General features: G+C 67.3%; 18 protein-coding genes. 10 read left to right on the top strand and 8 right to left on the bottom strand.

Features of this window, described 5'->3' with window-relative positions; all coding sequences use genetic code 11:
• The first annotated feature begins 11 nt into the window (after nucleotides 1–11).
• Both F3J15_RS26910 and F3J15_RS26905 read left to right on the top strand, forming a co-directional pair.
• Nucleotides 12–1355, top strand: coding sequence for an MFS transporter (locus tag F3J15_RS26910; RefSeq protein ID WP_166895045.1), 1344 nt, complete (start codon nucleotides 12–14; stop codon nucleotides 1353–1355).
• A gap of 102 nt (nucleotides 1356–1457) precedes the next feature.
• Nucleotides 1458–2552: a porin gene (locus F3J15_RS26905; RefSeq protein WP_089448313.1), complete on the top strand. Its 1095-nt coding sequence runs from the start codon at nucleotides 1458–1460 to the stop codon at nucleotides 2550–2552.
• A 26-nt stretch (nucleotides 2553–2578) separates the two neighbouring features.
• Here the strand turns inward: F3J15_RS26905 and F3J15_RS26900 are convergent, their stop codons facing one another.
• Nucleotides 2579–3025, bottom strand: coding sequence for a hypothetical protein (locus F3J15_RS26900; RefSeq protein WP_089448314.1), 447 nt, complete (start codon nucleotides 3023–3025; stop codon nucleotides 2579–2581).
• A gap of 416 nt (nucleotides 3026–3441) precedes the next feature.
• Between F3J15_RS26900 and F3J15_RS26895 the strand changes: the two genes are divergently transcribed.
• Nucleotides 3442–5610, top strand: coding sequence for a TonB-dependent siderophore receptor (locus F3J15_RS26895; protein ID WP_166895043.1), 2169 nt, complete (start codon nucleotides 3442–3444; stop codon nucleotides 5608–5610).
• Nucleotides 5611–5629: 19 nt separating this feature from the next.
• On the top strand, nucleotides 5630–7294 hold the full coding sequence (locus F3J15_RS26890) for a Bcr/CflA family efflux MFS transporter (protein ID WP_345891574.1): 1665 nt from the start codon (nucleotides 5630–5632) through the stop codon (nucleotides 7292–7294).
• Nucleotides 7295–7326: 32 nt separating this feature from the next.
• Here F3J15_RS26890 and F3J15_RS26885 read toward each other — a convergent pair whose 3' ends face one another.
• From F3J15_RS26885 to F3J15_RS26870, 4 genes are all read right to left on the bottom strand, one after another.
• Nucleotides 7327–8202, bottom strand: coding sequence for a LysR family transcriptional regulator (locus F3J15_RS26885; RefSeq protein ID WP_166895072.1), 876 nt, complete (start codon nucleotides 8200–8202; stop codon nucleotides 7327–7329).
• Between the two features lie 167 nt (nucleotides 8203–8369).
• Entirely contained in the window at nucleotides 8370–10292 is a 1923-nt protein-coding gene (locus tag F3J15_RS26880) for an SMP-30/gluconolactonase/LRE family protein (RefSeq protein WP_166895041.1), read from the bottom strand.
• A gap of 463 nt (nucleotides 10293–10755) precedes the next feature.
• Nucleotides 10756–11187 (bottom strand): GFA family protein, encoded by a 432-nt coding sequence (locus F3J15_RS26875; RefSeq protein WP_166895039.1) that lies wholly within the window; start codon nucleotides 11185–11187, stop codon nucleotides 10756–10758.
• A 100-nt stretch (nucleotides 11188–11287) separates the two neighbouring features.
• Entirely contained in the window at nucleotides 11288–12481 is a 1194-nt protein-coding gene (locus F3J15_RS26870) for a porin (RefSeq protein ID WP_069252481.1), read from the bottom strand.
• A 305-nt stretch (nucleotides 12482–12786) separates the two neighbouring features.
• Between F3J15_RS26870 and F3J15_RS26865 the strand changes: the two genes are divergently transcribed.
• The 4 genes from F3J15_RS26865 to F3J15_RS26850 all read left to right on the top strand — a co-directional run bounded on the left by F3J15_RS26865 (nucleotide 12787) and on the right by F3J15_RS26850 (nucleotide 15485).
• Entirely contained in the window at nucleotides 12787–13419 is a 633-nt protein-coding gene (locus F3J15_RS26865) for a LysE family translocator (protein WP_166895037.1), read from the top strand.
• Nucleotides 13420–13431: 12 nt separating this feature from the next.
• Nucleotides 13432–13965: a GNAT family protein gene (locus tag F3J15_RS26860; RefSeq protein WP_166895035.1), complete on the top strand. Its 534-nt coding sequence runs from the start codon at nucleotides 13432–13434 to the stop codon at nucleotides 13963–13965.
• Between the two features lie 111 nt (nucleotides 13966–14076).
• The gene (locus F3J15_RS26855) at nucleotides 14077–14811 is read left to right on the top strand and encodes a metallophosphoesterase family protein (protein ID WP_089448323.1); all 735 of its coding nucleotides are present in this window, start codon (nucleotides 14077–14079) and stop codon (nucleotides 14809–14811) included.
• A 62-nt stretch (nucleotides 14812–14873) separates the two neighbouring features.
• Nucleotides 14874–15485, top strand: a complete 612-nt coding sequence (locus tag F3J15_RS26850) for an alpha/beta fold hydrolase (protein WP_069252485.1) — start codon at nucleotides 14874–14876, stop codon at nucleotides 15483–15485.
• Between the two features lie 78 nt (nucleotides 15486–15563).
• Here F3J15_RS26850 and F3J15_RS26845 read toward each other — a convergent pair whose 3' ends face one another.
• Nucleotides 15564–16886, bottom strand: a complete 1323-nt coding sequence (locus F3J15_RS26845) for an ATP-binding protein (RefSeq protein WP_166895033.1) — start codon at nucleotides 16884–16886, stop codon at nucleotides 15564–15566.
• Entirely contained in the window at nucleotides 16883–17623 is a 741-nt protein-coding gene (locus tag F3J15_RS26840) for a response regulator (RefSeq protein WP_034190595.1), read from the bottom strand. Before F3J15_RS26840 ends, F3J15_RS26845 begins: the two co-directional genes overlap by 4 nt.
• A 227-nt stretch (nucleotides 17624–17850) precedes the next feature.
• Here F3J15_RS26840 and F3J15_RS26835 point away from each other — a divergent pair, with 227 nt between their 5' ends.
• On the top strand, nucleotides 17851–18432 hold the full coding sequence (locus F3J15_RS26835; protein ID WP_089448326.1) for a thioredoxin family protein: 582 nt from the start codon (nucleotides 17851–17853) through the stop codon (nucleotides 18430–18432).
• Nucleotides 18433–18487: 55 nt separating this feature from the next.
• On the opposite strand, the gene F3J15_RS26830 is transcribed toward F3J15_RS26835, so the two are convergent.
• On the bottom strand, nucleotides 18488–19126 hold the full coding sequence (locus tag F3J15_RS26830) for an FMN-binding negative transcriptional regulator (protein ID WP_166895031.1): 639 nt from the start codon (nucleotides 19124–19126) through the stop codon (nucleotides 18488–18490).
• 123 nt (nucleotides 19127–19249) lie between these two features.
• Between F3J15_RS26830 and F3J15_RS26825 the strand changes: the two genes are divergently transcribed.
• On the top strand, nucleotides 19250–19481 hold a 232-nt coding region (locus F3J15_RS26825; RefSeq protein ID WP_166895029.1), incomplete at its 3' end, for a winged helix-turn-helix domain-containing protein.

The raw sequence follows: 19481 nt of genomic DNA, 5'->3' as shown, positions 1-19481 counted from the left end.
GGATCTTTGACGTGAGCGCAAATATCCGCAATACGATCGACGAATCCCCGATGAGCGCGTTCCAGACGATGGCGGTCACGGCCTGCGTTGTGCTGAACATGCTCGATGGCTTCGATGTGCTGGCCATCGCGTTTGCCGCGCCGCACCTGGCGGCCGAATGGAAACTGAGCGGCAAGGAAATCGGCCTGCTGCTGAGCGCAGGCCTGGCCGGCATGGGCATCGGCTCGGTGCTGATCGCGCCGCTGGCCGACCGCGTCGGCCGCCGCCGCATCATCCTGCTCTGCCTCGCCGTGATCTCGACCGGGATGCTCGCCTGCGCGGCCACGCACAGCACGCTGCAACTCGCCGTCACGCGCGCCTACACGGGGCTCGGCATCGGCGGCATGCTGGCGAGCCTGACCGTCATCAGCGGCGAGTACGCATCGAACAAATGGCGCAGCGCCGCAATCGGCATGCAGTCGACCGGCTACGCGATCGGCGCCACCGCCGGCGGCGTCATCGCCGGCTACCTGCTGTCGACGTGGGGATGGCGCAGCGTGTTCGCGTTCGGCGGCATCCTGACCTTGCTGTCGATCCCGATGGTGCTCGCGCTGCTGCCGGAATCGCTCGATTTCCTGCTGGCGAGGCGGCCGGACCACGCGCTGCAGAAAATCAACCGCATCCTCGCGAGAATGAAGCGCGCACCGATCGACTCGCTGCCGGCCGCGGCCTCGTCCATCGGCACGGCAAGCCCCGCGTCGAGCTGGACGGCCGTGCTGCGCGCACCGCTCGCGCGCCGCACGATCGCGTTGTGGATCGCGTTCTTCCTCGTGATGGGCAGCTTCTACTTCGTCGTGAGCTGGACGCCGAAGCTGCTGGTCCAGGCCGGGCTGTCGGCATCGCAGGGCGTCACCGGCGGCGTACTGCTCAACCTCGGCGGCATTGCGGGCGCCTCACTCTTCAGCCTGCTGTCGACGCGCGTCGCCCTGCGCAACCTGTTGGGCGCGACCCTGCTGCTCGGCGGTGCGCTGATGGTCGTGTTCGGCGCGAACACGGGCTCGCTCGGCATCGGGATGACCGTCGCGGTATGCCTCGGCGCGGTGATCAATGCGTGCGTGGCCGGCATGTACGCGCTGTCGCCGACGCCGTACCCCGCAGAAATCCGCACGACGGGCATCGGCCTCGCGGTCGGCATCGGCCGCCTCGGCGCGATCCTGTCGCCGATGACGGTCGGTGCGCTGCTGGACGACGGCTGGTCCGTGCCCCATCTCTATCTCGCGTTCCTCGTGCCGATGGCCGGCGCGGCAATCGCCGTCGTCATGGCGGGCCCGCGTGCCGCGGCGCCGCGCCGGCAACGCGACCCGGCGATCTCGTAACACGCGACGCCAGCAGTCCTGCCGATACCCGTCGGCACCCCAGATACATCCGGGTCACCATAAAAATCGATAAGCATAGCTACATACTGTTTGGAGACAGTCATGAAAAGGAAACCGGGCGTCGCACTCGCGACGGCAATGGCGCTGGCCGGACCGGCCTGCGCGCAAAGCAGCGTCACGCTGTACGGGATCATCGATACCGGCGTGTCCTACTACAACAACGCCGCGCACGGCGGATCGTTCACGGGCATGCCGACGCTGACCGGCGAGGTGCCGTCACGGTGGGGGCTGAGAGGCACGGAGGATCTCGGCGGCGGCTACCAGGCCTTCTTCGTGCTCGAAAACGGCTTCCAGCCCGGCACCGGCGCACTGAACTACGGCGGGCGCCTGTTCGGGCGACAGGCGAACGTTGGCGTGAACGGTCCGTTCGGCGCGCTGACCCTCGGCCGCCAGATGAACATGTCGATGATCGTGCTGACCAATGCCGACGTGATCGGCCCGTCGATTCACTCGATGGCAGATTTCGATTCCTATCTGCCGAACGCGCGCAGCGACAATGCGATCGGCTACAAGGGTACGTTCCACGGCGTGACGCTCGGCGCCACCTACAGCTTCGGTCGCGACGCGGCCGGGCCGGCAGGGCCGTCGGCGACGGGCTGTGCCGGACAGGTGCCCGGTGACCTCGTCGCCTGCCGCCAGTACACGGCGATGCTCGCGTATGACGCGAGCAACTTCGGGCTCGCCGCGTCGCACGACGTGATGCGCGGCGGCGGCGGCGCGCTCGCCCCGCTGAACAATCCGGCGTACACCGACACGCGCGACATCGTCGCCGGCTACGTGAAGATCGGCCCCGCGAAACTCGGCGCCGGATGGATCCGCCGCAACCTCGCGGCAGCCGAACACCTGCAGGCCGATATCGTGTTCGCCGGCGGCACGTACTATGCGACGCCCTACCTTGCGCTCGACCTTCAGGGCGTACGCTACCTGCAGCGCCGCGAAAACAGCGAAGGCGGCACGAATGCCACGCTGCTCGTCGGCCGCGCGAACTATTTCCTGTCGAAGCGGACGACCGTCTATACGTCGGCGGGCTACATGTTCAACAGCAAGCTGGCTGCGAACGCGGTCGCTGCCGGCGGGACGGTCGGGACCGGGATGAACCAGCTCGGCGTGATGGCCGGCATCCAGCAGAAGTTCTGAACGCCGGACCCCGCGCCGGCGCGGGGTCAGTTGGCAAGCCGGCAGTGTGAGAGCTTCAACCCCGGCAGCACCGGCGCATCGATATAGCCTTCGTTCACGCAGCTGAAGCGGAACGCCGACGACGTGACGAACGGCTTGATCTCGCCGCCGGGGAATTTCGGCTTCAGCGCATCCTGGTCGGCCACGTCGAAATGCGTGTCGAACTGCTCGCCGTCCTTCGTCAGCGCGCCGAAATAGGTGCCGCCCGGATCGCTGCCCATCCGGATCACGGCGCCGACGAACACGAGTCGCTTGCCGTCGTACTTCGTCTTCGCGGCGGCCATGTCCTGCGTATAGGCCTCGATCACGGCACCGTAATGCGCGTCGATCGCGGGCTCGGTATCCGACGCGGCGCAGGCGCTCTGTTGAACGCCCGCCAGCATCGTGCATGCCGCAAGCGCGGCCGCCGCGAACGGCGCGGAAATTTTTCGCATGGGTGGTCTCCCGTCAAGCGTGGTGGTTGAAGTGATGGAATACGGCGCTTCGCCGGCTGCCCGGCGCAACGCCCGATGAATTCGCTTCCGTTGCTTTAATCGTTCGAATGGCGGAACACGGCTGCGATCACTTCACCACCCGCATGGTCGTGTGCGGTGCGCAGCGTCGCGCTGAACGCGACGTGACAGGAAGATGACATGGTGCGGCCCCCGGCTCTCTCATTGAATTTCACTGCGTCTGATTTTGGTCGCTACGGTAGCAGACGGCCAACGGCCCGGCAACCAAGGCCCGCATGCCACCGCTCACCTCATTACAATTGCAAATGCTTCTCATTACATATATTATTCGCGTCCTGGTCGTGGCGGAACGCTGCGGCCCGCGACACGATCCTTAGCACTCCGTCCTGCATCGATTCATGCCATCCCGCCGAACACCCCGCCGTGCCCGGACCCTGCGTCCGTGGCGCACGAGCCTGCCTGCCCTGGTCACTCTGTGCGTCGCGAGCGGCACGCATGCATCCGCAGCCGAGCCCGCCACCGTTGCCACCACGCCCGCGACGCCGGCCGCGCGCGAACTCCCGGCCATCAGCGTCAGCGCATCGGCAACCGCCGATCCGACGGTCGGCTATCAGCCGCGCACCACGAGCATCGCGGGCGGCGACAACCGTTCGATCAAGGAGATTCCGCAATCGGTCGCGGTGGTCAGCAGCAGCGTGATGCAGGACCAGCAGGCGCGCACGCTCGACGACGTGCTCGGCAACATCAGCGGCGTCACGCAGACGAACACGCTCGGCGGCACGCGCGACGCGTTCATCAAGCGCGGCTTCGGGTCGAACAACGACGGCTCCGTGCTCGTCGACGGCGTGCGCACGCCGGTGCTGCACAGCTATCTGGCGACGATCGACCGCGTCGAAGTGCTGAAGGGCCCGGCGTCGCTGCTCTACGGGATGCAGGATCCGGGCGGCGTGATCAATCTCGTCACACGCAAGCCGGAAGACACGTTCGGCGGCTCGATCTCGGCCTCGCGCACGAGCCACGGCGGCAGCAGCGCAACCTTCGATCTCACGGGCCCGCTCGGCAAGCCGGGCCAGGTCGCGGGCGGCACGCTCGCGTTCCGGCTGACCGGCCAGTACGACACGAGCCGCTACTGGCGCAGCTTCGGCCGCCAGCGCGATGCATTGATCGCACCCGCGCTGTCGTGGCACGACACGAACACGTCGATCGACGTCAGCTACCAGTACGTCGACTACACGACGCCGTTCGATCGCGGCACCGTGCTCGTGAACGGCCAGCTCGACGATGCGCTGCGCTACCGCCGCTACGAGGAAGCGTGGTCGCAGAGCAGCGGCATCCAGGAAACGCTGCACGCGCGTATCGAGCACCGCTTCTCCGACGCGTGGCGCGTGCGTGCGACCTACGGCTGGGGCCGCGACCGCTATGACCAATACATTACCCGCGCCACCGCGTTCAACAGCTCGACCGGCGCACTGACGCGCTCGTCCGATGCGAACCTCGGGCGCAACGACTCCGACCAGATCGCGACGCTCGGCCTGCTCGGCAACGTGACACTCGCCGGGATGCACCACGCGATCTACATCGGCGGCGAATACGAGCGCCAGCGCAGCTTCCGCGGCGACACGATCCGCGGCAAGGCGACGAAGGGCTTCACTCTCTACGATCCCGTGTACGACCTGCTCGCACCGGGCGGCATACCCAACCCGAAGCAAAGCGATTCGCGCTCGGTGGTACATGCGTATTCGACGATCGTGCAGGACTCGGTGAAGCTCACCGACCGGCTCACGGCGGTGGGCGGGCTGCGCTGGGAAAACTGGCAGCAGGAATCGGGAATGGGGCGGCCGTTCGTGTTCGCCGACCGCTCGCGCGGCACCGTGTGGCTGCCGCAGTTCGGCCTCGCGTACGCGCTCACGCCGGCGCTGACCGCGTACGCGAACGTGAGCCGCTCGTTCAAGCCGAACGTCGCCACGAACGTCGCGGCGCCGCTCGCGCCGGAATACGGCCGCGTGCTCGAGGCCGGGCTGAAGTTCAGCGTGAAGCCGGCGATCACCGGCACGCTCGCGGTCTACCAGATCGACAAGCGCAACGTCGCGGTCACGGTCGGCGATCTGACGTCGACGATCGGCACGGCGCGCTCGCGCGGGATCGAGCTCGACGTCGCCGGGCAGATCACGCGCCACCTGAGCGTGATCGGCAGCTATGCGTACACGAATGCAACCGATCGTGACAGCAACACGCCGCTAACCAACGTTGCGCGCCATACGGGCAGCCTCTTCGCGGTATACGACACGGCGATCGCGAACCTGCCCGGCCGCTGGCGCTTCGGCGGCGGCGCACGTCTTGTCGGCGCACGCTCCGGCGACACCGCGAACAGCTTCACGCTGCCCGGCTACGTGACCGTCGACGCGTTCGCGGCCTACGAAACGACGATCGGCAAGTTCCCGACGCGCTTCCAGCTCAACGTGAAGAACCTGCTCGACAAGACCTACTACCCGTCGAGCAACAACAACCTGATCATCGCGGTCGGCGAGCCGCGGCTCGTCACGCTGACGACGACGGTGTCGTTCTGATGTGCTGATGGCCTGATGCGTGCGTGGGCTTGCCGGCAAGCGGCGGCCCACCCGCAAACCCGCATCAGCGGTCGCGTCCCACGCTCGCTCAGCCGCCCCCCTCTCCTCCTCGGCGCAGCACCCCGGCCACTTCACGGTCGGTCGATTGCGGCAAACCCGCGCGCATTGCGTCGAACAGCAACGCCGCGACGAAACACCGATCGATCATCCGGCGCAACAAGCACGACGGCGAAACGCGTCGTTGCTCGCCGCCAACACCGGCGCCGGATTCTTCTTGACCAGCGTCCTGTACGACACCCGACGCCCTCCTCCACACGCCTCCCCGGCACGCGCTTCGCCGCCCGCAGAAATGCATCCGAGCGATGCAATTCCGCCGGCTCCCGAACCGCATCGCACGCCGTATGATCGCCCCGGCCTTGTCTCAGGGCTGCTCAATACGCGTTGCCCTCTCCGCGCGCTCCGCCCCAACCACCCAGCGAACATGTCCCACTTCTCACTCATCCTCGTCGTCTCCCTATTGAGCGCCTTCGGCCTGATCGCGTCCGACGTCTACCTGCCCGCGATGCCGTCGATGGCCCATGAGTTTTCAATCGGTGCATGGCAGATGCCGCAGACGGTATCGGCCTACCTGATCGCGCTCGCCTGTGCGCAGCTGTTCTACGGCCCGCTCTCCGATCGATGGGGACGCAAACCGGTGCTGACGGTCGGCATCCTCGTATACATCCTGGGCTCGATCGGCTGCGCAAGCGCCAGCGGCTTCGCGAGCTTTCTTGGCTGGCGCGTGCTCGAAGCGCTGGGTGCGGCGTCCGGCCTCGTCATCGGACGCGCGATCATCGCCGACACCTGCGACAAGCACGCATCCGCGAAGGTCTACAGCATCGTGTATCCGCTCGTGTCGCTGTCTCCGGCGATCGCGCCCGCGATCGGCGGATATCTGGCTGCTTGGTTCGGATGGCGGAGCGATTTCATGTTCGTCGCCGCGTTTGGCGCGGTCGCGCTCGTGCTCGTCCAGCTTCTCCTGAAGGAAACGCGGCCTGCCGTCGCGCCGGGGCAACCTCACGCCGCGCCGTTGTCCGGCTTCGCCGATGTGCTCGGGGATCGGGCATTCATCCGGTACACGCTCGTCGTCTGCGCGATCTATTGCGCGTGGTTCGTCTACCTGACACAGTCGCCGTTCATCTTCTCCGGCCTGGGCCTGTCGGAACAGCAAAGCGGCTGGCTTTATCTGCCGCTGACCGCCGGCATCATTTCCGCCAACATGCTCTCGCGCCGCATGCTCGACCGGATGTCCTACGACGCGATCGTCGTGGCCGGCGTCGGCTGCTTCGTGGCCGGCGGCATCGCGTTCGCCCTGTGCGAATCGTCGCACGTCAAGAGCATCATCGCGATCGTGTTGCCGATGTTCGTCGTCAGCCTGTCGAACGGATCGTCGCTGTCGCTCGCCGTCTCGGGCGCCATCGCGAGCGAACACGGGCGCGCGGCCACGGCGTCCGGGCTCGTCGGCTTCTTCCAGATCGGCAGTGCGTCGCTCGCGGCCACCGTGTCCGGCGGCCTGCTCGGTACCGGCAGCCATGTGCTCGCGACGGCCATCCCGTTCTTCGCGATCGTCGCGGCGGTCGCGATCGTGCCTCGCTGGTATGCCGCACGACGCACGCTCTCGATGCGCAAGACCCGGCCGCGTTGAGCAACCGGCCCCGCACTGGCGAGACCCGGCCGCTATCGATAGCGGTCGAACGAAGCGGCAATCTCGGCGGTGACGGCACGAACGCGCGCCGTCCGGTTCAGGTCCGTATGCGACACGAGCCAGACCTGATACGGCGCGGCTCGCGACCGGTCGGGCCAGATTCGCACGAGCGAATCATCCCCTTGCGCCATATACACCGGCAGTTCACCGATGCCGATGCCCGACCGGATCGACGTGGCCAGCATCAGGCTCGAACTCACTTGCGCAACGATGAGCCCGCGTTCCATCGACTCGCCGCACAGCGTGTCGCCCTGGTTGGACGTGATGGAAGGTTGATAGACGACCAGGTCATGCCCTTCGAAAGCCGATCCGATCGCAGGCTCACCATGTGCATCCAGATACTCACGGCTCGCGAACAGCCCGACCTCCCACTCCGCCAGTTTGCGGCGGACGAGATCCGGGTTTTCCGGCATCACGGTTCGAATCGCGAGATCCGCATCGCGCCGGGTCAGGTTGAGCACCTGTACCGACGTCGTGAGAACCACGTGTATCGCGGGGCACTTCTGTCGCAACGACCGTATCGCGGGCACGACGAAATCCATCGCAAGGGAATCGGTCGTCGTCACGCGGACCTCGCCTTCGAGCCGGTCGTCCGAGCCGTGGACGCGACGCTCGAAGTCGCTCGCCGCCTGCTCCATCGCTTCCGCGGCCTGCAGCGAATGCTCGCCGACCTGCGTCACGACATAGCCGGACGACGTCTTGAGAAACAGCTTCGCGCCCAGCGCCTTCTCGAGCGCCGTCAGCCGCCGCCCCACGGTGGCCTGATCAACATCGAGCACGGCGGCGGCCTCGCGCAGCGTTCCCGTGCGATGAACGGCCAGAAAAACGCGGGCATCGTCCCAGTTCATGGATAACGTTCTCTCTCGGTAAGGCATGTATGTATTGGTTGGCCGCAATTATACAAGTCGCCTTACCCACCCGATTTCAATAATCAGGTTTCCCTATCAATAGGACGGTATCGTTCGACAAGCGCGAAATCCAGGCCGTGCCGTACGCGACCGAACGGCCTGCGCGTTCACGGATGCCAGCGATACACGATCATGCTCGTGCCGTTGTAGTTGTCCTTCGTGATCACGTATTCGCCGGTCGAGCGCAGGTACGCGCGGATCCCGTACATCGAGTCGACGTCGTTGCCGACGTCCATCGCCGACGTGTTCGAGTTGGTCAGCGTCGTCACGAGCGCGCCGGTGTTGAGATCGAACACGTCGACGTTCGGCACGGTGTGCACGTAGCCGACGAACAGGTAATGGCCGGCCGCCGCGATCGATTTCGGGTTCGCGCTCGTCAGGTTGATCACCGGGTTCGGTGCGGTCGTGTTGCCGTTCTTCCAGCCGTGATAGACCTCGATGTGCCCGTTCATCGCGGTCCAGTCCCAGTTGTTCGCCAGGCCCTGCGCGAGGATCATCGTGTCGCTGTCCGCCTGGTAGATGATGCGCGTCGTCGGCGCCACGGTGCTCGGCACGGGCGTCGTCACCGGCTTGCCCCATGACGGCTTGCCGGTCGCGTCGAAGCCCGTCATCGGGTAGCGGGTGATCACGTTGGTGCCGTTCAGCCCGGCCCACACGTCGCCGTTGCCGTCGATGTCGAAACCGGTCGTGACCTGCAACGTCGTGTTGAACGGCTTGCCCGGCAGCGAGCCGGCCGGATTCGCGATGTAGCCGGTCGCCGGCGTGAAGTAGTAGAAATTGAAGTTGCCGGGGTTCTGGCCCGACGCGATGAGAATCCGGTTGCCGCCCACCATCACGAGCTGGCCGAAATGCTGGCCGCGCTGGTAGTCGTTCATGTCGAGGCGCGGGTCCTTCGGATAGGTGAACGGGTCGACCGTGTTCGCGACGAACGTGCCGCCCGCCGAGCCCGTATACACGTTGTTGCCGCTGTAGAAGAACGTGCCGTCGGTCGCCGGATCGGGCGCGGCGATCGCCTCGAAGTTCAGCGCCTGCAGCTTCCATTGCAGCGCGCCCGTCGGGCTGTACGCATGCAGGTCGGTGCTGCCGTTGCGCCCGAGATCCCAGCCGCCGCCCCACGCGTTGTTGAGCACGTACAGGTTGCCGCCCGAATCCTTGCCGATGCCGACCACGCGCGTGAAGCGCTTGTCGCCGACCTGCCCCTTGATGCCCGAGGTCGTGTCGAGATAGCCGCCCTGCACGCCGAACGTGCCGATCTGCTGCGGCAACCCGGCGAGGCTGTAGAGCTTGATGTTCATGTCCGGGCCCTGGTCGCCCACCAGCAACTGCCCCGTCGACGCATCGAAATACAGCGCCGACGGCCGCGCGCCGGCCGCCATCTGGATCGTGTTCATCAGCGTGCCGGTCGCGCTGTACTGCACGACCACGCCTGCGCTCATGCGCGCGACCCACAGGTTGCCCGCCGCATCGAGCGCCAGCGCGCCGGGCCCGGTCACGCCGATGTCGCGCTGCCAGACGCCGTCGGTTGTATAGACGCGCACGCGGTTGCCGTAGAAATCGCTCGCGTACAGCAGGTTGCCGCCCGTCACGAGGCCGGTGATCACGTCCGGGTTCGGGAGGCCCGTCCACGTGCTGACCGGAATGCGCAGGTCGCGTTTGTTCGTGCTGCGATTGTAGCGGCCCACCGAGCCGCTGCCGAAGGTGCGGTTGTAGCCGAGCGCGACGAAGATCGACGTCGCGTTGCCGGTAATCGCGCCGCCCTGGAATTCGTCGTGGATGCCGATCGTGCCCATCGTCTGGCCGTTCTGGTAGAGCGCGACGCCGCCCGCGTTCTCGTCCCAGCGCGACGACGTGTAGATCACGCCCTCGGGCGCGACCCACATCGAGCGCGCGGCATTGCCGACGTGCTGGGCCAGCGTGCCGTACGTGTTCGCGAGCCAGTCGGTCGAGTATTGCATCTGCGCGTGACTCGCCGGCGCCAGCATTGCCATGCACATTCCCAGCAACGCCGCCCGAATTTGTTTCATTGACATGAATAATGCTCCCGAACGTTCAATGATCGACACTGTAAATCGCGGCGCATGAAATATTGGTGATTTCGGTTAAAACGCATTCGCCGTCCTCACGAATTATTCACCTCGTTCTTTTTGCCGTCCGGCGCTTTTCCGTCAACGATGGTCAAACCCGTTCACCGCACCGCAACAGCTTGCCGGGCGCACGGTTTCGGCGCTTTTTCCCCGGCATTTTCTTCCGGCCCACTCAATGCGAATACGTCATTTTTTCTGAAATGCCCGCATTGTCTTTTTCATTCCCCGGAAATGGGCCAAATTATTACAAATAGAAATTTAAATGAAAGAGAAAAATAATGTCCGGCGCAATCGCGTCGTCGCGATTCAGCACAGCGGCATGCGGCGGGAGGAAGGAAGAGGAAAGCGGGATACGGTGGAGAAAACCCAAAACCGTGCGCCGGCCGTGCCGGCACGCGGCTGCGATCGTTCAGTTCGCGTCGTCGAGCGTCGGGCCGTCCCAGCCGTCGAGGTATTTCGGCAGCGCGTCGACGACGTCGATCACGCGGTGCCGGTAGAACAGGCGCATCGTCGGCTGCAGGTCGTCGGGCAGTTGCCCGCCGTGCGCACGTGCGGCCACCCTGTTCGGCACGACGCGCATGCCGAGCCGGTTGGTGCCGAACACGATCTCGCCGCACGACGCGCAGTATGTGCGCGACATCGACTTCGCTGGACGCGGGAACGTCGCGCTACCGCCTTCGACGGCGACCTGCCCGGGCGGCCACGCGGTCGCCGACAGCACCGGCGTGCCGTAGAAATCGCGGCAGGTCGCGCAATGGCAGTTCGCGCGCGCCGCCGGCTCGCCGCGCAGCGTCACGGTGACGGTTCCGCACAGGCAGCTCGCGGAATGCGTTCGGGTCATGTCGTCTCCTCCATGAAAGGAGGCGACAGTATGGGAGCCTGCGGGCAACGTTGCCTGCATCGGCTGCGGGCAACGTTGCAGCCGCAACGATCGCTTTACGTCAGAACTTCTGGCGCAGGCCGAGACTGACGATGGCCTGCGAGCGCGAATCGGACGAGTGGCCGTTCGCCTTGTCCGACACCGACGCGGTCGCGGCCACCGGGCGGCCGAGCGCGTCGAGCGTCATGCCCGATGCATGCTGGTACGCGCCGAGCAGGTAAACGCTGGTGCGCTTCGACAGGTCATACACGGCGCCGAGCGTGACGTTGTGATACTGCGCGCGGTCGTCCACGCCGTCGACGTCGCTGCCGCGCGTGTAGCTGTAGCCCGCGAACAACTGCGTCTGCGGCTGCACGTTCCAGCGCGTGAACACGCCCGCGACGTTGAACGTCGCATGGCCGGTGAACAGCGACTGGCCGCCGCTGCGGTACTGCACGTTGCTGTAGTTCACGCCGACGACGGCCGGGCCGAAGTCGTAGGTCGCGCCGGTCGCGATGATCTGCTGCGATTGCGCGCTCGCATAGCCTTCGTTGATCGACGAGTTGAACAGCCCGTCGTCGGTGCTCTGCCACTTGCCGGCCGTCGGGTCGGTCGCACCCGTCTTGCTGTTGTCCGACCGCTCGTAGCCGACGCCGACGCGCAGCGGGCCCGCCGCGTACGCCGCGCCGACGCTCCACGTGTTGCGCTGCTTCATGCTGCCCGGCTGGCTGCCGAAGCCGTAGAGCGCGCCGAACGTGAAGCCCGAGTAGTTGGCGCTCGTGTACTTGATCGAGCTGTCGACCCGCGCGGTCTGGTCGAGGTCGTCGATGTCGCCCGGGTGCGCGCCGAAGCCGCCGATATACGACGACGGGCCGACCGGGCTCACGAAGTCGTCGAGCGACGTGTACTGGCGGCCGAGCGTGACCGTGCCGTAGCGGTCGCTGCCGAGGCCGACGAACGCCTGGCGGCCGAACTGGCGGCCACCCTGCCCCGACGTGCCGTTCGTGATGTCGAAGCCGTTCTCGAGGACGAACAGCGCGCGCATCCCGCCGCCGAGATCCTCGGAACCCTTGATCCCCCAGCGGCTGCCGGACAGGTTGCCGGTCGTGAGCCCGACGCTCGAATGGCCGGTGTAAGCGCCCGCGGAGCCGACCCGCTCGTTGCTGCGATAGGTCACGCCCGCATCGACGATGCCGTACAGCGTGACGGAGCTTTGCGCGGCGGCGATGCCCGCGAGCGAGAGCAGCAGCGGGGCTGCGATCAGTTGCTTGTTCATGATTGTCGTGTCTCCGGGCGTTGAACCCGTTGTTCTGGCTGTCAGTTGCGAGTAGCGCGCGGGCGGCGAGATCTGCCGGCGGTGCGAGGCCGGCCGCGGCCGCGCGCGACGACGCGGCGGGCATGCCCACTGCGGCCGCCATGGTAGATGGAACCGGTTCCGATCGAAAGCGGAATAATGAAAACAGTTTTTTGCCAAAATCGAGATAGTCGGGCGGGCGGCCGTGTGCGCAGCGCGCCGCACCTGTACAGCCCGGGCAGGCGCAACCGATAATCGAACGCGCGCCATCCATCGGGAGTGCCTTCATGCATGAGACGACCCTGCTGATCTTCGCCGCCGTCGCGTTCGTCGGTATCGCGACACCCGGCCCGACCGTGCTGCTCGCGCTGACCAACGGCTCGCGTTACGGCGTGCGCCGCGCGGCCTACGGCTTCGCGGGCGCGATGCTGTCCGACTTCGTGCTGATCGTCGCAGTCGCGCTCGGCCTCGGCGCGCTGCTGATGGCGTCGGCGTTCTGGTTCTCGGTGGTGAAGTGGCTCGGCGCCGCGTATCTCGCGTACGTCGGCATCCGGCTGCTGATGTCGAAGGGCTCGCTCGACGTCGCCGCCGCGCACGGCGGCGACACATCCGGGCGCAACGCATCGATCTTCGCGAAGAGTTTCCTCACGGCGGTGACGAACCCGAAGGGCTATCTGTTCTTCTCCGCCTTTTTGCCGCAGTTCCTGGATCCGTCCGCGCCGCTCGCGCCGCAATACGTCGCGCTCGCGATCACGTTCGCGCTGCTCGACGGGGTCGTGATGTTCGGCTACGCGCTGCTCGGCGCACGCGCGGTGCGGCTGCTGAAGCGCGCGGGGGCGCTGTGGCTCGAACGCACCTGCGGTGCGATGCTGCTCGCGCTCGCCGGGTCGCTGGCGCTGTACCGGCGTCATGCGGCATAGGCGCGGATTCCGATGAAAATCGCTGCGCCGCCCCGCTCCGGCTTTCCCGGCCTGTCGCTCCGCCAGATCGAACGCACCGACCTCGACGCGTGGTACGCGTACCTGACGAACCCCGACGTCTACCGCCACACGAGCTGGAACCTTCGCTCGCCCGACGATCTGCTGCCGCTGTTCGACGCCATCGAATCGACGGACCCCGATTCGATCCGGCGTCTCGCCGTGATCGACGACGCATCGGGCGCGCTCGCCGGGACGATCGGCCTGCATACCGTATCGACCGTGAACCGCTCGGCGGAAATCGCGTACGATCTCGCGCCGTCGCACTGGGGGCGCGGGATCGCGAGCGCGCTGTGCACGGCCGTCACCGAGTGGGCATTCGTCGAGGGCTTCATGCGCATGCAGGCCGTCGTGCTGACCAGCAACGCAGGCTCCGCGCGCGTGCTGCAGAAATGCGGCTACCGCTACGAAGGGCTGTTGCGCGCGTACAAGATGGTGCGCGGCACGCCGGGCGATTTCACGATGTACGCGCGCCTCGCGACCGACTGACACACCACCCGCGGCTTCACGTCAAACCGCTCACCGCTTCGCATGCGCACGCCATTGGACGGCCTGCGCCGAATTGGCGACAATCGCCGTTCCCTTCCTCGACGATCCCCCATGAAAATCGCCGCGCTGTCCGACATCCACGGCAACCTCGCCGCACTCGACGCGGTGCTCGACGACGTCCGCCGCCGCGGCGCCGACGTGATCGTCAATCTCGGCGACATCCTGTCCGGCGCGCTCCATCCGCCCGAAACGGCCGACCGCCTGATCGCGCTCGACCTGCCGACCATCAAGGGCAATCACGAACGGCAACTGCTCACCGGCGACCGCGAGTCGATGCGGCTGTCGGATCGCTGGGCGCACGAGACGCTGCGCGCCGATCATCTCGACTGGATCGCCGCGCTGCCCGAACGCATGACGCTCGGCGACGACGTGCTGATGGTGCACGGCACGCCCGACAGCGACCTCGTCTATTTCCTCGAAACGGTCACGCCCGACGGCTGCCGTGCGGCCACGCCCGATGAAATCGCGCAGCGCGCGGGCGACGCACCGGCATCGCTGATCCTGTGCGGCCACACGCACCTCCCGCGCACGGCCAAGCTCGACGACGGCCGGCTGGTGGTCAACCCGGGCAGCGTCGGGCTGCAGGCCTACACGGACGACCTGCCGCATCCGCACCGCATCGAGACGGGCTCGCCGCATGCGCGCTACGCGATGGTGACGCGCACGGCCGCCGGCTGGAACGTCGAATTCCATGCGGTCGAATACGACTGGCACACGGCGGCCGCCACCGCGGCCTCTCGCGGGCGCGACGACTGGACCGTCGCGCTGCGCACCGGCCGGTGCTGATCCGTTCGGCTCACCTCGCGCGCCCTTCCGCTTCACTTCACTCATCGGAAAACCGCACCGCCATGCCCGTTCCGTCGCAACTGCTCTTCCTGCCCGGCGCATCGGGCAGCACCGCCTTCTGGCAACCGCTCGCCAGCCTGCTGACGCATCCGGCCGAGCGCCGGATCGTCGGCTATCCGGGCTTCGGCGACACGCCGCGCGATCCGGCCGTCGACGATTTCGACAGCCTCGTGCGCCATGTGCTGGAAACGATCGACCGGCCGACCGCCGTGATCGCGCAATCGATGGGCGGCGTGATCGCGATGCGCGCGGCGCTCGACAAACCCGAACTGATCACGCACCTCGTGCTGACGGTCACGTCCGGCGGCCTCGACATGGCCGGGCTCGGCGCGCAGGACTGGCGCGCCGGTTTCGCGGAAGCCAACCCGCAGCTTCCCGACTGGTTCCTGACGTTCCGTGCCGACCTGTCGCGGGATATCGGCCGCATCGTGCAGCCGACGCTGCTGCTGTGGGGCGACGACGATCCGATCAGCCCCGTCGCGGCCGGCCGGCGCCTGCTCGAGCGGTTGCCCGACGCGCAGCTGCATGTCGTGCCGGGCGGCCGGCACGATCTCGCGGCCGTTCATGCAGCGACGCTCGCGCCGCTCGTCGATGCGCATCTGCAGCGCGGGTGACGTTGCACGCGTCGGCGACGGCGTCAGCTTCGGCTTCAGCACAAACCTGAAGCCGCGGCGCTCACACGCCGCACGCTGTCACCCCGCATTCCTCAGCGTCAGCCGCGCCTCCAGCCCGCCACCGTCCGCCCGGTTGTTCAGCGTGAGCGTGCCGCCCATCGCCAGCGCGAGCTGCCGCGCGATCGCGAGGCCGAGCCCCGTGCCGCCCGTCTCGCGGTTGCGCGACGTCTCCACGCGCCGGAACGGCTCGAACACCGCGTCGAGCTGATCGTCCGGAATGCCGGGCCCGCGGTCGAGCACGGCGATCACCGCGCCGCCGTCCGGCGCGGCGTGCACGTCGATCTCGGCCGCGCCCGCGAACTTCAGCGCGTTGTCGACGAGATTGCCGACGATGCGGCGCAGTGCCTTCGGCCGCGTGACGAGCGCGAGCGGCGCGCGGCTGTGCAGCGCGACGTCCTGCCCCGCATCCGTGTAGTCGCACACGATGCTGTCGAGCAGCGCATCGAGATCGATGCGGCGCGCGGCTTCCTCGTTGCCGTGCAGCGTCCGCGCGTACGCGACGCCCTCCTTCACCAGATGCTCCATCTCGAGCAGGTCCTGGCGCAGCTTCGCGCCCTGCGCGTCGTCGTCCATCATGTCGGCGCGCAAGCGCATCCGCGTGATCGGCGTCTGCAGGTCGTGCGAGATCGACGCGAGGATCTGCATGCGCTCGGCCATGTACTGCGCGATGCGATCCTGCATCGCGTTGAACGCCCGGGCGGCGCGCGCGACTTCCGACGGCCCGCTTTCGTTCAGCCGCTCGCCCTTCAGGTCGGGGCCGAGCGCATCGGCGGCCTGCGCGAGCTGCTTGAGCGGCCGCGTCGCGAGCCGCACCGCGAGCCAGCAGCACGCGGCCAGCACCGCGAGCTGCAGCACGAGCACGACCGGCAGCCAGCCCGACAGCGGCACCGTCGACATCGGATGGATGTCGATCGTCAGCGGCGACCCGTCGGTCAGCCGCAGATGCACCTGCAGATGTTCGCGGTCGCCGGGAATCGCGTTCGCGGTCAGCGGGTAGTCGCCGCCGATGCCGTCGGAAATCGACCGCTCGACGCGCGCCGACAGCCGCGCTTCCGGCGGCGTGCCGGTCTCGCCGGGCCCGAGGATGAACGCGTAGCTGCGCCGCGCGAGACGCGGCAGCCACGCGGCCCGCTCGGCCGGCGGCAGATGGTCGAGCAGCGCGACCGAGCTCGCGACCTCGCGCTCGATGTAACCCATCATCAGGTTGGTGGTCGCCTGGTCGCGCTCGGTCACGGTGAGCCAGAACGACAGCGTCTGCGCGAGCGCGAGGCCCACGCACAGGATCAGCGCGAGCCGCGCGAACAGCGAGCGCGGCCAGTGCCACGGCATGCGCGCGCTCATGGCGTACCGTCGACGGCGGTCACGGCCGACGAGAACACATAGCCCTCGTTGCGCAGCGTCTTGATGTAGCGCGGTTCGCGCGCGCCGTCGCGCAGGCGCTGGCGCAGCCGGCTCACGAGCAGGTCGATCGACCGGTCGAACGGGTCGGACTGCCGGCCCTGCGTGAGATTGAGCAACTGGTCGCGCGTCAGCACGCGCTGCGGGTTGTCGAGGAACACGCGCAGCAGCCGGTATTCGGCGCCGCTCAGCGCGACCAGCGTGCCTTCCGCATCGAGCAGGTGGCGCCCGGTCGTGTCGAGCCGCCATTCGCCGAACGCGAGCATCTCCGCGGTTTCCGTCACCTGCATGCCGGGCGGCAGCATGCGCGCGCGGCGCAGCACCGAGCGGATCCGCGCGAGCAGTTCGCGCACCGCGAACGGCTTGGCCAGGTAATCGTCGGCGCCCATCTCGAGGCCGATGATGCGGTCGGTTTCCTCGCCGCGCGCAGTCAGCATCAGCACGGGCACCGTACGGAACTTGCCGGCGCGCAGGTCGCGGCACAGCGTGAGGCCGTCCTCGCCCGGCATCATCAGGTCGAGCACGATCAGGTCCGGCGCGCCGTCGTCCAGCACATTGCGCATCTCGCGGCCATTCGCGGCCAGCGAAACGCGCATGCCGTTCTTCTCCAGGTAATCCGCGATCAGCTCGCGGATCGCGCGGTCGTCGTCGACGATCAGCACGTGGTCGATCTTGTCCATGAGTCGTTGTCGGTGTCGAGGTATTCGGGCAGGTGATGTCCGCTTTTATACCGCACGGCGGGCAGACGTTTGTATCCCAATGTATCGCGCCGCCGTGACGACACACAACATTGCATACGCGTGGCTCGCCGGACACATCGCAGATACGTCGGCGCCGCTTAATGGGGCCTGTCGAAACCCGTCCGGCCGCCGCCATCGCGCGGCGGCCTCCCGCTCAGGAGAACGCCATGCTGCCCCGCCTCAAGATCGCCGCCCTCGTCTTCGCCCTCGCCGCCACGGCCGGGCTCGCCGCCTTCGCGGGCACCCGCGACGACGCGGGCATGCCGACCTCGCAGGCCGGCATGTCCGCACCCGATTTCACCGGCATCGACCGCTGGCACAACAGCGCGCCGCTGACGCTCGGCCAGTTGCGCGGCAAGGTCGTGCTCGTCGATTTCTGGACGTACTCGTGCATCAACTGCATTCATACAATTCCGTACGTGAAGGCGTGGGACCGGAAGTATCGCGACCAGGGGCTCGTCGTGGTCGGCGTGCATACGCCCGAGTATCCGTTCGAGCGCGACGCGGGCAACGTCGCCGATGCGATCAAGCGCTTCGGCATCCAGTATCCGGTCGCGCAGGACAACCGCTACGACACGTGGCGCGCGTACGGCAACCAGTACTGGCCCGCGCTGTACCTGATCGACGCGAACGGGAAGGTCGTCTATACGCGCTACGGCGAAGGCGAGTACGACAAGACCGAGGCCGCGATTCGCGGCGCGCTCGCGCAGGCCGGTGAAGGCGCGAAGGGCGCGACGCGCACGCAGTGACGCGCCGGTGCGCGGGGGTGGCGCTTGCCCGCGCATGCCTGCCCGTCGCGGGCGCTCACCCGCGCTTCGCGTCGGCCGCCGCGATCATCGCTTCGCCGATCGCGAGGTTGCCGTTCGCGACCAGCGCGTCGCCGGCGCCGCGGATATCGGCCTCGTCCTTGTTCTGCCCGAGCTTGCGCTTGCCGACGAGCCGCGTGATCTCGATCTGCAGCCCGACGATCGCCTGCAGCATCGCATCGAGATAGTCCGCCGGCGCATCGCCCATCTTCCACGGCACCGGCTGCGACGCCTCGTGCGTGCGCGTCAGGCGGGCGACCACGCCGCGCACGAACTTCGCGTCGTCGCGCACCGTGATGCGGCCGTGCGCATGCACGACCACGTAGTTCCACGTCGGCACCTGCCGGTGCGCCACATGCTTGCTTGGATACCAGGTCGGCGAGATATACGCGTCGCCCGCGCGGAAGATCACGAGCACCTCGTCACCGTTCGCGACGTCCTGCCAGACCGGATTCGCGCGCGAGACGTGCGCGTGCAGTTCGCCGAGCCCGCCATCGCCGGGCAGCAGCTCGAACGGGATGTGATTCGCGTCGAGCCCGCTCTTGCCGTGCGTGATCAGGCTGGCGAACGGATGCTGCACGATCAGCTCGCGCAGCGCGTCGGGGTTGGGCTCGTTGAAATCGGCGGGGACGTACATGTCGGCTCCACGGTCATGCGGGGGTGGGAATGGATCGGGCGCTGGCCCGTCATGCGCCGATTGTGGCGCCAAACTGGTTTATGCTGTAGAGCCGGTTTGAAACAATTTCAGCAGACCAGAATCATGGCAAGAACGGCCCGGAACGTCGACATCCCGTCACTCGGCGCGCTCGATCGTGCAGCCGGCGACCTGAGCCGCCAGCTCGCGCAGGCGCTGCGCGAAGCCGTGCGGCGCGGCGACGTCCATCCGGGCGACGCGCTGCCGTCCACCCGGCTGCTCGCCGCGTCGCTGCAGGTGGCGCGCGGCACCGTCGTCGATGCGTACGCGCAGCTCATCGCCGAAGGCTTCCTCGAAT

Source organism: Burkholderia sp. Ap-955 (genome assembly GCF_011753045.1).
Classification (GTDB): Bacteria; Pseudomonadota; Gammaproteobacteria; order Burkholderiales; family Burkholderiaceae; genus Burkholderia; species Burkholderia lata_D.
The sequence above is the reverse complement of the archived record's forward strand: the minus strand, read 5'-3'. Positions and strand labels throughout refer to the sequence as shown.